The organism is Microcystis sp. (assembly GCF_048564745.1).
Classification (GTDB): Bacteria; Cyanobacteriota; Cyanobacteriia; order Cyanobacteriales; family Microcystaceae; genus Microcystis; species Microcystis ichthyoblabe_A.
In genome coordinates, this window is record NZ_JBLZRT010000034.1 from 13,677 (window position 1) to 27,355 (window position 13,679).

Sequence of the window (13,679 nt, forward strand, 5' to 3'; positions counted from 1 at the left end):
TTCAGGTTTTCATTCAGAAGAAATGTACTAACTAACTAATTTTCCAAAAAAAATTAGTTAGCCTACAATTATGACATATAATTAATTTGCAACAGTTCTAATGTAAAAAACCTATACCTATGAGGGAGAAGGGAAAAGGGAGAGGGGAATAAATAAAAATAATCTCCTGAATACTGACTCGGAGAATACTGACAGCTTTCTTTTGCCTTTGGCCTTTTTACTTGGTATAAAGTAGGTTTATTGAAGAAGTGGAGGGAATCATCATCCTATGGCGATAATGGCAAAATCATTTAGACAAAGACTGGCAGAGATTTTCGGGTTTGACCTGCGATCGCTGGCTTTATTTCGCATTGCCTTGGCGTTGGTGGTTTTAGTCGATTTATCGGTTCGTTTTAGCCAAGTAACTGCCCATTACAGCGAATTGGGGGTTTTACCCCTAGAAAGCTTATCGAAAGTCTCTGCTAGTCCTTTTTACTGGTCTATTTTTTCTCTCAGTGACTCGGTACTGGTGCAGAGTATCCTGTTTATCGTCGCTATAGCGATCGCATTGTTGCTTTTAATTGGCTATCATACCCGTTTAGCCACAATCGCCACTTGGGCGCTAATCGTCTCTTTACATCATCGCAACCCCCTGTTACTATTTGCCGCCGATGACGTAATCCGGGCAGTATTATTCTGGGCGATGTTTTTACCCCTTGGTGCCTGTTATTCCGTGGAAAGTGCCTTAAACACCAATCCCAACCCTTTACCCAAGCGTGTGGTTTCGGCCGCCACGGTGGCTTTTATGATACAGGTGTGTTACATCTATATGTGGTCAGTGGTCTTTAAACTCAAAAGTGAGACTTGGTGGCCCGACGGTACAGCCGTTTATTACTCTCTTAGTTACGATCAATACGCTACCGCTTTGGGGAGTTTTTTACTGACTTTACCGCAGCAATTCCTCAAATTCCTAACAATTTCAGCCCTAGGCTTTGAATGGTTCGGTCCGCTCTTGATGTTTGTTCCCTTTCGCAATAGTTTATTTAAAATAATCGCCGTAGTTTTCTTTATTTTCTTGCATACGGTTTTTGCACTGATTCTACATTTAGGGGTTTTCCCTTTCTTGAGTGTTACCCATTGGTTGCCCATTATCCCTAGCTTAGTCTGGGATTGGGGACAAAAACGGATAAGAAACCCAGAAAGAGAAGGTTTAAGGATTAATTATGATCGAGATTGTGGATTTTGCAAGAAAGTTGTTCATCTTCTCCGCACTTTTCTCATTTTACCCGGCACTCCCCTGTTAGTCGCTCAGGATAACCCCTCAATATACGAGGATATGGTGTCCCAAAATTCTTGGGTGGTGGAAGATTGGCAGGGAAAACGTCGGTTTAAATGGTCAGCAGTGGTTTATATTGTCAGTCTTTCGCCAATTTTCTGGTTTTTAGCGCCAATTTTGCGTTTACCGCCCCTCATGACCCTGGGAACGAGAATTTATGAGTGGATTGCCTCCCATCGTCGTTTTATGGGCAATTTCACCAAACCTCTCAAGTTTCGTCCCCTGACGATTAAATCCTCTTTACCCTTAAATATTTTGGCAATTTTCTTCTTATTGTTGGCCAGCATCTGGAATTTACGCAGTTTTGTCCGGCAATCGGTCGATAGGGGCGATTTAAATACACCTCTAATTCAATCCCTCGATCGCTTGCTCACCCGTCGTACTTTTAATACAATTGATATTCTGGCAAGAATAACTCGTTTAGACCAGTATTGGACTATTTTCTCCCCTAGTCCCCCTCGCGATGATGCTTGGTTTGTGGCAGTCAGTCAATTAGCCGATGGTTCCACGGTAGATATATTTAGAGAAGGACAGCCGGTAATTTGGGATAAACCCACGGATAGCGATCGCAATCGTTTGTATAAAACCATGCAGTGGCGAGTATATTTTATTAATCTTAATCGAGCTATCGGTCGGTCAGTTTATGGAGAGTTTGGTCAGTATCTCTGTCAAAACTGGAATCAGCAGCACGGTAGTGATCAACAAATTAAATCCCTGCAACTTTATATCATGCGGGAAAGGACTGTCCCCCCCGGAGAAAAACAGGGAATCGAAAAAGAACTACTCTGGCAGCAAAACTGTCTTTAATCAGTTATCAGTTATCAGTTATCAGTTATCAGTTATCAGTTATTAACCAGATCAAAGTTATCTTGTAACTAAAATCTGATTGCTTCTTTTTCCCTTTCAAACTAACTACCGCTAAACCTTAAACATCACTAGAACCGCTCTGGAGAGTAGCGAAGGATTTTTCAAAATTCATTCTCTGTTCAGCATTGCGGAGAAAGTAACCACTCATCATTGCTGAGGCCAATAACCGGCCCAGATGTTCGCGACTGGTACTGATAGTGACCCCGAAATGTTCCGAAGGAAGGTTGCCCAAAAGTCCGATAATGTTGCGTTCCATCACTTGGAAAACCTCTTGGGACTCCGGTTTCGAGAGTTGGGCGATTGTTTCTGGACTTAGGGTCTGGACATACTGCCACAAACTCTCAGAAAATTCACTATCGGTACCGAATAAATTGTGATGGCGATCATTTTCTCTATACACCTTTGATCTCCTTAACTCAATTTTTTTATAAACTATCCTTTTGGTTCTTCCAATTTAACAGTTTTTTGAGATAGTGGGAGTCGGTAGAACCGAACCTGAACGGAATGGTTATACCAAGCAGAAAACCCATCTCCAGCAAAAATAAAAAACTTAACACTGATGATAACCGATCACTGTTCACCGATAACTTTTATTTACCCATACCTAACTGCTGGGCCTTTTGATAGACTTTACCCTCCGTCAGCAGCGAGGGGGCAATCACCACTTCCACCTGTTGCATTTCCTTTAAGTTCTTAGCACCTAAAGTTCCCATACTGGTTTTCAGCGCCCCTAGGAGGTTATGAGTACCATCATCTAATTTTGCCGGTCCAACGAGGATTTCGGCAATAGTTCCGGTACTGCCCACACTAATCCTGGTTCCCCGGGGTAGAACCGGACTAGGTGTGGCCATACCCCAGTGAAAACCGCGGCCGGGGGCCTCCAATGACCGGGCAATGGGAGAACCAATCATCACCGCGTCAGCACCACAGGCGATACATTTGCAGATATCACCGCCGGTAATAATGCCGCCATCGGCAATAACGGGGACGTATTTACCGGTTTCTCGGAAAAAATCGTCCCTAGCGGCGGCACAATCGGCCACAGCAGTGGCCTGGGGAACTCCCACTCCTAAAACGCCGCGAGAAGTACAGGCAGCCCCGGGCCCGATACCGACTAAAACCCCAGCTGCCCCGGTTTTCATCAGGTTAAGGGCGACTTCGTAGGTGACGCAGTTGCCCAAAACCACGGGAATGGGCATTTCTTGGCACAGTTGCACTAAATCGAGGGGGGTGATAGCTTCCGGGGATAAATGGGCAGTGGAAACGACGGTTGCTTGGACAAAGAGAATATCGGCCGCTGCTTGGGCAACGATAGCACCGTATTTGACGGCACCGGCAGGGGTGAGGCTAACTGCCGCAATACCGCCTTTTTCTTGAATTTCTTGGATACGAAGCTCGATTAGTTGCGGTTTAATCGGTTCTGCGTAGAGTTCCTGCATTAAACTGACGAATTCTGCTTTGCCGACTGCGGTAATGCGATCGAGAATCGGGTTAGGATCCTCGTAACGAGTTTGAATACCTTCGAGGTTTAGTACCCCTAGCGCCCCCAACTCGGAGAGAAGGACGGCCATTTTAGTATCCACCACCCCATCCATAGCGCTGGCGATAATCGGGATTTCCCGCTCGATATTGCCGAGAGACCAACGGGTATCGGCTAAACTAGGATCGAGGGTTCGCACTCCGGGTACAAGTGCGATTTCATCGATACCGTAAGCTCTACGGGCTGTTTTGCCCCGACCAATAATTGTATCCACGTTTCTATACTATTTCAGACCTATTTAGCCTAGACTAGCAAATTTCGCACCATCTCGAACAGCTTTTCGGTATTATTGCCGACTAGGCCCCGGGAAAATAATCGCCGCAGTCGATCGCTTGTTCGGTGTTGGCGCTCCTGGGTTGTACACTACATTTGAGGCGATAATCGTTGGTAAAGTAGCGGCAGTGGGAGCAAGGGATGGAGTGCATTCGTCGGGCAACTTGCCAACTATCGCGCACGGCACTGGCTAAAGACCAGCAAACTAAAGCGATAATGGCAGCGGCGATTGAAAAACGTAAAATAATCCAGATTTCCATGGCGAACAACTAAAATTACCTGATTTGGATAGGAATCAACCGAGGCAATCGGCAGATGGTTAGATAGGGTTTGCGGCAAAAAGTTTGTTGGTGGGGGCAGGGTGTGGGCTTCGGCCGTGAGCTCAGCGTTCGACCGAGCTCACGCCGAGGTCCGAACGGGTGTGGGGTGTGGGCTTCGGCCGTGAGCTCAGCCGAACGGGTGTAGGGTTTTACCGATTTTGAGGTAGTCAGTTACCTAATTTTCAGGGAAAAAGTACCTGAATTTTACCCCCGATCACTCCAATGGTCAGCACTTTTTGAGGGAAAACAAGTCTAAAAACCCTATCCAACAAGGTTTTTAGATTTATTCAGCAAACCCTACTGACATCCAGACTAACCGTTAGCAATCACCAGACTTTTAAGAACATTTTCGGTCATGGCCGCTATTTGATCCAATTGTTCCTGATGGCGTTTTGCCTGTTTTTTGGCTTCTACCTTGCGTTTCAGGGCTTCCCGGGCTAAATCATCGCGATTTCTGCTTAAAGCTTCGATCGCTACTCGATTCCATGTTTCTGCTTCTTGAATGGCTTTTTTGTACTGGGGTTGAATTTCATCCCAACTGACCTTAAGATTGCTTAAAGCCCCTTTTAATAGGGTTTGGGCATTGTTGGGGTCGGCTCCGATGAGGGATTTTTTCAGAGGTTCGTAGAGTCCCACCGCTTGTAAATGGGTAATAATCGGGATAAATTCTTCTATCTGTTGACTTTTGCTAATACCGGTCTTACACCAAGTGGCAAAATGTTCGCAGTTGTTAAAAAGAAGATTATATTTCTGTTCCCCCAGACGACTTAGCGCCCTTTCTACCACCACATCGGGGATAAATGAAAATCCCACCTCTACATAGCGCACCACATAGATTTTACCCCCCCTAGCAAAGGTTTCTAGGGAAGTTCGTTCCACAATCTCGCTCGGTTTTCGGTAATGAATGACGCTACCATCACCGCAATCGATGCCATGATGAGCATAAACACCCTGAAGATTGAGCAATTCCCGATAGGCGTATATTTGATCCCCTTTAGCCATATTTTTTTAGTGATAGAGTAAACAAGGAGATTATCTATTGACCCAGTTTTTCCAGTTACTAATCTTATATTTTAGAGATTATGGATGCTTTTAGTCCCTTTCCCCCTGACTGGACAGAGAATGCTGTTCACGCCTACAATTTTTGTTGTCCTTACTGTGGGGCAAAAGCTAAAGAAGCTCAGGCCGTTTGGATCAATCGCCGCGCTCCCGTTTTAGGAGAAGATTCCCGTCGTAAATGGCAGGAATTCTATCATTGTCAATGCGATCGAGTTTGGTGGGCCTGGAGTAGTGATCGACCTGCGGAAAATAAGTAATTCTCAATCGGGAATGGAAAATATGGCCGATGTCTATGTTTCTTGGGATGAATACCATCGTCTGATCGAAAAATTAGCAGTAAAAATCGATCATTCTGGTTGGCAATTTGCTCAGATTGTCTGTTTAGCTAAGGGAGGATTGCGCGTCGGTGACATTCTCTGTCGTCTTTTTCGTCAACCCCTAGCCATTCTCTACGCTACTTCCTACGGGGGGCAAAATCATCAAATTCGGGGAGAATTAACTATTTCCTCGAATTTAGCCATGATCGAAGCCAAATTAAAGAGTCCCTTGTTATTAGTGGATGATTTAGTCGATTCGGGAATCACCCTCCAAAAAACCTCGATTTTATTGCAGGAAAAATACGGGATTACCAATATCAAAACTGCGGTGATCTGGTACAAAGCGGCATCAAGAATCAAACCTGACTATTATGTGGAATATTACCCCGATAATCCTTGGATTCATCAACCCTTCGAGCGTTACGAGTTAATTACACCCAAAGACCTCCTAGAGTAAATTCAGTTTAGCATCAGAGGTAGAGAGTTTCCCTTTAAAAATCCCACCAAAGAAGATTCATGTCTGAAATCGGCAACGTCCTCTATTCTCCGTAGGATTCAGCAGTAATTTTCCCCCGAAAAACGATGTAATTATAAACCGTATAGGCTAGTAAAATTGGGATTAAAAAACCCACAAAAGTCAGCATAAACACCAAAGAACTGGGAGCGGCCGCCGCTTGATAAATTGTCACGGACGGGGGAATAATATCGGGAAAAATCAACAATCCCAAACCGATAAAAGAGAGCATAAACAGCAATACTGTCCAGACCATCGGGGTGTTTTCTTCCTTTAGTTGCAAACTCCGCAGTAATAAACCCAGTAAGACCACAGCTAGAATCGGGATGAGGATAAAGATGTAAATTAGTCGAGGGTCAAATAAACGCTGACGGATATGGTCAGAAAGCAGCGGCGTACTGATGGTGATAAAGATAGCACCGATAAAAGTGGTAATAGCGGCAATTTTTGCCGTTTTATAGTGAACTTCCTGTAAATTACCCGTAGTTTTCAAAATTAGGTAAGTGGAACCCACTAAAACATAAGCTTGGATTAAAGTTAGAGACACTAGAATCGATCGCCATGTTAACCAATCAAAGGGGCCGCCGGCAAAATGACCCAATTCATCCACTTTAATGCCCTCAAAAACCGCACCGAGGGCGAATCCTTGCCCCAAAGCAGCCAAAAAACTGCCGAGTCCGAAGGCATAATTCCAGAACAACTTGCGACGAGAATGTTCACGAAACTCGAAGGAAACAGCCCGAAATAACAGCCCCACCACCATAATCACTGCTGGCAGGTATAAAGCGTTTAAAATTGTCCCGTAAGCTAGGGGAAACGCCCCAAACAGGGAACCACCCATCAAGACAATCCAAGTTTCGTTAGCATCCCAAACATTACCCAAACTGGTCATTAAAATACTGCGACGCTTCTCGGAGGAGGAAGTCAGGGAAAGAATTCCCACCCCCAAGTCAAAACCATCGAGGAGGACGTAGAGAAACAGGAATAAACCCAGAATAAAAAACCAAATTTGTGGCAAAAAATACTGTAACGGTTCCATAGTTCCTCCTATTGTTGCGCTTCTAGGGAACGAGGATTTAGTTCTGGTGAGGTCACTGTTTCCTGTTGAGTCCCCGGCAGTGGTAAGTTAAGATTGGGTCCCTGACGGATAATAAGACTACCGAAATAGAGAGCAGAAACCAAGAAAACGACATAAATCGCCGTAATTCCGATTAAAGAAGTTAAAATCTCGCCTGCGGGCAGTTTAGAAGCAGCATCCACTGTCCGGATTTGATTGTAAACCGTCCAGGGTTGACGACCGACACAACGGACAATCCAACCGGTTTCAACCGCAAGATAACCCAGAGGGGCCGCAAAAACCCAAGCGCGCAGTAACCATTTTTGACTGTCGATTTTTTCGTTAGATAATTGACCGCGCAGCCATTGCCCGACAGTTACAGTCATTAAAGAAGCAAGAAAAAGACCGATAGCGACCATAATCCGGAAGGAATAATAGATTAGCCCCACCATGTGCGGTCTGTCTTCGTATTTCCACGTTTTTAAGCCGAGAACAGGTTCCGATAACTTGGGTTTTAACTCCAAAAGATAACCCAAAGCATTAGGAATTTTCACTTCCCAGCTATTTGTCTCCGCTTTATCCTTAGGTAAAGCAACCAAACTCCAACCGGCAGTTTCTCCCGCAGGAATAGTTTCCCATTGCGCTTCCATGGCGGCTAATTTAGCCGGTTGATAGTGATACACTTGTTCGGCACTAAGATGACCGACAAAAATTTGCAAGGGGGCGATAACAATCGCTAGAGTAAGAACAATTTTGAGAGAACGACTAAAAAAGCTAATGTGACGTTTATTGAGCAAATACCAAGCACTAATACCACCAATGACGAAAAGAGAAGTTTCCAGAGTAGCGAAAAACATATGCAGGAAACTATTAACCATGAAGGGATTGAGAATCGCTTGTAGGTAATCCTGAACGATAAATTTACCATCCACGAAGATGCCACCGGCGGGGGTTTGCAGCCAAGAATTAGCGGTTAAAATCCAGAAAGTGGAAAGATTAGCCCCAAAAGCGACGAGAATTGTCGCTAGGAAGTGAATTAACGGGGGAACTCGTCCCCAACCAAACAACATAATTCCTAGAAAACTAGCCTCTAGCATAAAGGCCATGGTTCCCTCGAAACCGAGGATAGTTCCGAAAAAGTCCCCCACCGCTTCCGAAAAAGGCGCCCAATTCATGCCAAACTGAAAAGCCATCGGTAAACCAGAAGCAACTCCAATGCCGAAATTGAGAATGTAAAGTTTTGACCAGAAGCGAGCGTGATGATAGTAGTCAGGATTGCGGGTTTTTAGCCATAATCCTTCGACAATGACTAGATAAATGCCCATACCAGTGGTTAACACCGGCCAAAGCATATGGAAAATAGCGGTGACGGCAAATTGTATCCGCGACAAAGCGACGGGATTGGCAAGTAAATCCATGATTATAATCTTTAAACGATCGTGAAGATATGATAAGCACCTATAATACTTAGCCAGTAATGCCCTGAAAAGGCAAGGGTAAATAGGGATTATACAGATTGTTTTTAGATTTATGCGATCGCTTTGGTGTTAGTCAATGACTTAGTTAGTATTCTTGTATTATATTGGGAGGAAAACTCAGAAAAATTGCTAGAATATTAGCCTGATTAATTAATTTTCCCCTCGATCGAGTATGACTTTCTCCTCAGCCGCAGACTTTCAAGATGAATTTGATGTCATCGTCGTCGGGGCGGGCCATTCCGGCTGTGAAGCGGCCCTAGCTTGCGCCCGTCTCGGTTGTCGTACCCTTCTCCTCACTCTTAATCTCGATAAAATCGCTTGGCAACCCTGTAACCCCGCCGTCGGTGGTCCGGCTAAATCCCAATTAACCCACGAAGTGGACGCTTTAGGCGGCGAAATTGGCAAAATGGCCGACCGCACCTATCTGCAAAAACGGGTTCTTAATGCCTCTCGCGGACCGGCAGTCTGGGCCCTACGGGCCCAAACCGATAAACGGGAATACGCGGCGGTGATGAAAGGTATCGTCGAAACCCAGGCAAATCTGGTTATTCGGGAAGGCATGGCCACAGACCTGATTTTAGGGGCAAATGAGCAAGTTTTAGGGGTAGAAACCTATTTCGGCACTTGTTTCGCCGCTAAAGCCGTCATTTTAACCACTGGCACTTTTTTAGGCGGCAAAATCTGGATCGGCGGCAAGTCTATGGCCGCCGGACGCGCGGGCGAATTTGCGGCGGTGGGTTTAACAGAAACCCTAAATCGTCTCGGATTCGAGACTGGTCGTCTAAAAACTGGCACTCCTGCCCGTGTGGATAAGCGTTCGGTGGATTACTCCCGCATGGAACCGCAACCGCCCGATGAAGAGGTACGTTGGTTTAGTTTTGATCCGGAGGTGTGGATCGAACGGGAACAAATGAACTGTCATCTCACCCGCACCACGGCGGCAACTCATCAATTAATCAGAGATAATTTACATTTATCCCCCATTTATGGCGGTTTTATTGACTCCAAAGGACCGCGTTATTGTCCTAGTATTGAGGATAAAATCGTCCGTTTTGCCGATAAAGAAAGTCATCAAATTTTTATTGAACCGGAAGGGCGCGATATTCCCGAACTTTATATCCAAGGCTTTTCAACGGGACTGCCGGAAAATGTTCAATTAGCAATGCTGCGGACTTTACCCGGTTTAGAAAACTGTGTGATGCTGCGGGCTGCCTATGCAGTGGAATACGATTATTTACCGGCAACTCAGTGTTATCCAACCCTGATGACGAAGAAGATTGAGGGGTTATTTTGTGCGGGACAAATTAACGGCACAACCGGTTATGAAGAAGCGGCAGCCCAGGGACTGGTGGCGGGGATTAATGCGGCGCGGTTTGCTTTAGGAAAAGAGTTAATTGTTTTTCCCCGGGAGGAAAGTTATCTAGGAACTTTGATCGATGATTTATGTACTAAGGATCTGCGGGAACCCTATCGAATGTTAACCAGTCGTTCCGAATATCGCTTAGTATTGCGATCGGATAATGCCGATCAAAGATTAACACCTTTAGGGCGAGAAATTGGTTTAATTGATGACCGGCGTTGGCAATTATTCCAGAGCAAACAAGCTAATATTATCGCTGAAAAAGAACGCCTACACGAAACGAGAATTAAAGAACGGGATGAGGTGGCAATCGCCATCGTTAAGGATACGGAACAAAAAATTAAAGGTTCTCTCTCTTTAGCGGATTTACTGCGTCGTCCTAGCTTCCATTATCTCGATCTTGATCGCTATGGTTTAGGTAATCCTGATATAAATTTAGCCGAAAGAGAAGGGGTAGAAATTGAGATTAAATATTCCGGTTATTTAAAGCGACAACAAAATCAAATTGACCAAATTAGTCGCCACAGTAACCGTCATTTATCCCCCGATATTGACTACATGAAAATCGAAACTTTGTCAATGGAATCGCGGGAAAAATTAACAAAAATTAAACCCGCCACCATCGGCCAAGCCTCGCGAATTGGCGGAGTAAATCCCGCCGATATTAACGCTTTATTAGTGTATTTAGAAATGCGGCAGATGTCGGCAGTTAAAAGTTAGGAAATAATTCTGATTATCAGCGATCAAGAGTTATTATCGGCTGCTTAATTGGCAGCCCCAATCAAAATAAATGACCGATTACCCCTGACCAAAGAAAAACCTTTACTTGTGACAAGGTCAAAGAATTTTGTGGACATCAAGAGTTGAGTCAGAAACTAGGAGCAGATTTTTATTTTGCCCCTCCTGATCATTCTTAGGAGAGGGGATTAAACGAGCATAATAATATTGCCAACGGACAGAAGGCGATCAAAAACCGACTAATTACCTTGGAAAACGGACAGAAGAATTTAGAGTTAGGGCAGTCGGAAATTAAAGGCGATATCTGAACCCTAGACGGAAAGATAGAGGGTTTAAGCTGCAAGCAGCTCGAGTTAAAGTTATGGCGAACGCGGCGGGGAAAACCACCGATCTCGCCGAAAAAGTCGGAGAATTGAAAAACCGGAAACAGATCGGGATAGTGGTGATCACCGCTTTGATCAGTTCGGTCTAGTCCTAGGTTTTAAAAGTTACCCAAAAAGACAGGCAATAATTATCCCCAAAATACTCTGGGGAGTAACCTAAATAACCAACCTTAAAAAAACTCTCTGCTAAACTTGAGTCAGTAGATGCACCCTGATGAAAAAGGAGAGTCAAAGAAAGCTCTCCTTTTTTTTTGTTGAGAAAGCAATCTGGGGGATTTAGCCGCGGTTAGCAGGTAGTTTCGCCTTGCGTGCCATGTCTTTGAAACCATTCAAACTTGGACCGGGGCGACGGCGAGACAGACTAGGAGTAATCAAGTATTTTGTCGCAAATTCCACCTCTTGCGGCTCTACTTTACCGTTAGTAGCGGCTACGGGTGCCGGTGCGCTCACAGGAGCGGCGGGAGTTTCTTTTGCTTGCTTTTCTTTCTTAACAGAAGTTTTTTTGGTTTTTTTCTCAGCTACAGGGGCAGGAGCAGACTCGACAGCAGGGGCGGGAGCTTCCACAACAGGCGCGGCTGCTGCCGTGGTTGCTGTCGCTTTTTGTTCACCATCAGTTTCTTTTAGTTCTAGGTAAAAGTCAGATTTTTTGCCACCAAAGAGATTTTTTAACATCGGGGATCACTCCGAGAGTTGGGAAAATGTAAAAGACTAGGTATTTAAAAATTTATCATTGACCGGGATCAGGCAGCAAACAAGATTATTGTCTTGACAATTTCTCTGCTTCATCTATTTTTCTCTGGATAATCCCTAACAGAAAAAGTTTTTTAAAACAAGTTAAATTTACAAAAATTAACAAAAATCAAGGACGAGAAACCCCGACGCAAACAAGGGCAAAAACTGCTAGAGACGTTGCTGACAACGTCTCTAGATTATTGATTGGGGATTTGGTCGGATTTAGCTGGCTGCGGGTACACGGCTGCCGCTAACTCCGGGGACAGGACCACGACGAATGTTGGTTTCCGCTTCGATGGGAACGAATTCAATATGATTGAGGAGGGTAGTAACGAAAGCAAAGAGTAAAAAAGGCAAAGAGAGGACGACGACTAACCCCACGGTAGCGAGGGCAAAAATTTGTCTAGTGCTACTCCAAAGAGCTAGAGTGGAAGCGAGAGTGAGAAAAATAACGATTAACCAGACGATTATTTGTCCGTAAATATCTCCGAAGGTGAGGGTGCAAACCATGCGATAGTTACGAAAATCCTTATCCATAACAGTAAACCCGTAGATAGTCAGTTATTATCTCAGGGTAAGTCTAGAATCGTCACCTTGGTCAATATTTAAAGGTTTTTATAAACACTTGTTGATAAATCTTTACAATTCCGCCCCGAGCGGGTAGCCAAATCTAGAAGTAAGAGCGGTATTGTTTGGTTGCCCTTCCGGAAAACTAAGTTGCTCTCCTAAGAATTGATAAGAATTGCTAAGAATTAGCAAAAAACTTGCCAAAATTTTGGCGAACGCTCTTTACAATTAAGTTAGAAAGGCAAGGAGGAGCAAGCCTAATGAAAACTTTTGTTGAGCGTTATCGGTCTTGGTTTAATTGGACAACCCTAGCCATGGTTGTTCTTGGTTTCTGGTTAAGTGCCAGTTTCGTCATCGATTTAATCATTATCCCCAGCTTATCCGTAGCTGGCATGATGACACAAAATGGCTTTGCCAGTGCCGGTTACTTGCTATTTGGCATTTTTAACCATCTGGAATTAGTTTGTGCGGCGATTGTGCTGTGTAGCTTTGTTGTCTTCCACCGCTATCATACCTTAATCCATCTCCCCGAACATCGATCGCTTCTATTCGCCAGTGTTCTCTTAGTAATCACCCTAATTTACACCTATTTTCTCACTCCCAATCTCAGTGCTATGGGTTTACTGGCCCCCGTTACCGCGTCGGGAATGTCGGGAGAAATGATGTCCTTGCAGATTGGTTATTGGTTTCTAGAAGTGGTTAAAGGTTTGATAGCTTTTACCCTGTTGCGCTGGTGTTGGCGAGATGCCTTTAAGTTGGCTTAACTATTAGCGGCAATATCGCGGTTATCTGAATAGTGAGGTAAGAAGCTTTCGGTATTAGGGAATAGGCAATCTTACGGCTTTTTCCCCCTTCCCTAGTCCAGTCTTAACCGGTGATTCGGAAGTTGGGTATCTCCTTTTCGCATTTGCTCATGCCCCGGTTGCGAGGCGATGAGCAAATCCCACCTTTACCTGACGTGATTCGAGCCAAAGCTTTAGCTGTTACTTAGGCTGCTAAGCAGCCTGGCAGCTAGGCTATAGATCTCTTGCATAAGTCTAGACAAAATAGGATAAAATAGTCCAAGAGTTAAGATTGAAAGATGACTTACGAACAAGTAAAAACTTTAAAGCCAACAGAGTTCAAACGCTTGTGTGGCGTGTATCCAGATACATTTAAG

At 44.6% G+C, this 13,679-nt stretch carries 13 protein-coding genes and 1 pseudogene; 6 read left to right on the forward strand and 8 right to left on the reverse strand.

Annotation, left to right across the window (positions count from 1 at the left end; all coding sequences use genetic code 11):
• Window positions 1-268 precede the first annotated feature (268 nt).
• Window positions 269-2,122 carry a DCC1-like thiol-disulfide oxidoreductase family protein gene (locus tag ACOCD9_RS05995; protein ID WP_419546745.1) on the forward strand — a complete coding sequence of 618 codons (1,854 nt, stop codon included), beginning with the start codon at window positions 269-271 and terminating at the stop codon, window positions 2,120-2,122.
• Between the two features lie 118 nt (window positions 2,123-2,240).
• Here ACOCD9_RS05995 and ACOCD9_RS06000 read toward each other — a convergent pair whose 3' ends face one another.
• The 4 genes from ACOCD9_RS06000 to ACOCD9_RS06015 all read right to left on the reverse strand — a co-directional run bounded on the left by ACOCD9_RS06000 (window position 2,241) and on the right by ACOCD9_RS06015 (window position 5,317).
• Window positions 2,241-2,582, reverse strand: a complete 342-nt coding sequence (locus ACOCD9_RS06000; RefSeq protein WP_287715266.1) for a DUF760 domain-containing protein — start codon at window positions 2,580-2,582, stop codon at window positions 2,241-2,243.
• Window positions 2,583-2,772: 190 nt separating this feature from the next.
• Window positions 2,773-3,936, reverse strand: coding sequence for a GuaB3 family IMP dehydrogenase-related protein (locus ACOCD9_RS06005; RefSeq protein ID WP_419546747.1), 1,164 nt, complete (start codon window positions 3,934-3,936; stop codon window positions 2,773-2,775).
• A gap of 82 nt (window positions 3,937-4,018) precedes the next feature.
• The gene (locus ACOCD9_RS06010) at window positions 4,019-4,255 is read right to left on the reverse strand and encodes a hypothetical protein (protein WP_043997914.1); all 237 of its coding nucleotides are present in this window, start codon (window positions 4,253-4,255) and stop codon (window positions 4,019-4,021) included.
• A gap of 372 nt (window positions 4,256-4,627) precedes the next feature.
• Window positions 4,628-5,317, reverse strand: a complete 690-nt coding sequence (locus ACOCD9_RS06015) for a lecithin retinol acyltransferase family protein (protein ID WP_108937570.1) — start codon at window positions 5,315-5,317, stop codon at window positions 4,628-4,630.
• 80 nt (window positions 5,318-5,397) lie between these two features.
• On the opposite strand from ACOCD9_RS06015, the gene ACOCD9_RS06020 reads away from it, so the two are divergent.
• Together ACOCD9_RS06020 and ACOCD9_RS06025 are read left to right on the forward strand one after the other, a co-directional pair.
• Window positions 5,398-5,631, forward strand: coding sequence for a hypothetical protein (locus ACOCD9_RS06020; protein ID WP_002771307.1), 234 nt, complete (start codon window positions 5,398-5,400; stop codon window positions 5,629-5,631).
• A 22-nt stretch (window positions 5,632-5,653) separates the two neighbouring features.
• Complete coding sequence (locus tag ACOCD9_RS06025; RefSeq protein ID WP_149973380.1) at window positions 5,654-6,148, forward strand: phosphoribosyltransferase; 495 nt, start codon at window positions 5,654-5,656, stop codon at window positions 6,146-6,148.
• Between the two features lie 82 nt (window positions 6,149-6,230).
• Here ACOCD9_RS06025 and cydB read toward each other — a convergent pair whose 3' ends face one another.
• Window positions 6,231-7,244 (reverse strand): cytochrome d ubiquinol oxidase subunit II, encoded by a 1,014-nt coding sequence (cydB, locus tag ACOCD9_RS06030; RefSeq protein ID WP_002792975.1) that lies wholly within the window; start codon window positions 7,242-7,244, stop codon window positions 6,231-6,233.
• 8 nt (window positions 7,245-7,252) lie between these two features.
• Window positions 7,253-8,680 (reverse strand): cytochrome ubiquinol oxidase subunit I, encoded by a 1,428-nt coding sequence (locus tag ACOCD9_RS06035; protein WP_419546750.1) that lies wholly within the window; start codon window positions 8,678-8,680, stop codon window positions 7,253-7,255.
• 232 nt (window positions 8,681-8,912) lie between these two features.
• On the opposite strand from ACOCD9_RS06035, the gene mnmG reads away from it, so the two are divergent.
• Window positions 8,913-10,820, forward strand: a complete 1,908-nt coding sequence (mnmG, locus tag ACOCD9_RS06040; protein WP_419546752.1) for a tRNA uridine-5-carboxymethylaminomethyl(34) synthesis enzyme MnmG — start codon at window positions 8,913-8,915, stop codon at window positions 10,818-10,820.
• A 77-nt stretch (window positions 10,821-10,897) separates the two neighbouring features.
• Window positions 10,898-11,014, forward strand: a pseudogene (locus ACOCD9_RS06045) (IS30 family transposase); the annotation flags it as partial.
• Between the two features lie 483 nt (window positions 11,015-11,497).
• Here ACOCD9_RS06045 and ACOCD9_RS06050 read toward each other — a convergent pair.
• Window positions 11,498-11,893, reverse strand: coding sequence for a hypothetical protein (locus ACOCD9_RS06050; protein ID WP_287701701.1), 396 nt, complete (start codon window positions 11,891-11,893; stop codon window positions 11,498-11,500).
• Between the two features lie 282 nt (window positions 11,894-12,175).
• Window positions 12,176-12,490: a hypothetical protein gene (locus ACOCD9_RS06055; protein ID WP_002735918.1), complete on the reverse strand. Its 315-nt coding sequence runs from the start codon at window positions 12,488-12,490 to the stop codon at window positions 12,176-12,178.
• A 290-nt stretch (window positions 12,491-12,780) separates the two neighbouring features.
• Between ACOCD9_RS06055 and ACOCD9_RS06060 the strand changes: the two genes are divergently transcribed.
• On the forward strand, window positions 12,781-13,284 hold the full coding sequence (locus tag ACOCD9_RS06060; protein ID WP_287701699.1) for a hypothetical protein: 504 nt from the start codon (window positions 12,781-12,783) through the stop codon (window positions 13,282-13,284).
• The last annotated feature ends 395 nt before the right edge of the window (window positions 13,285-13,679 follow it).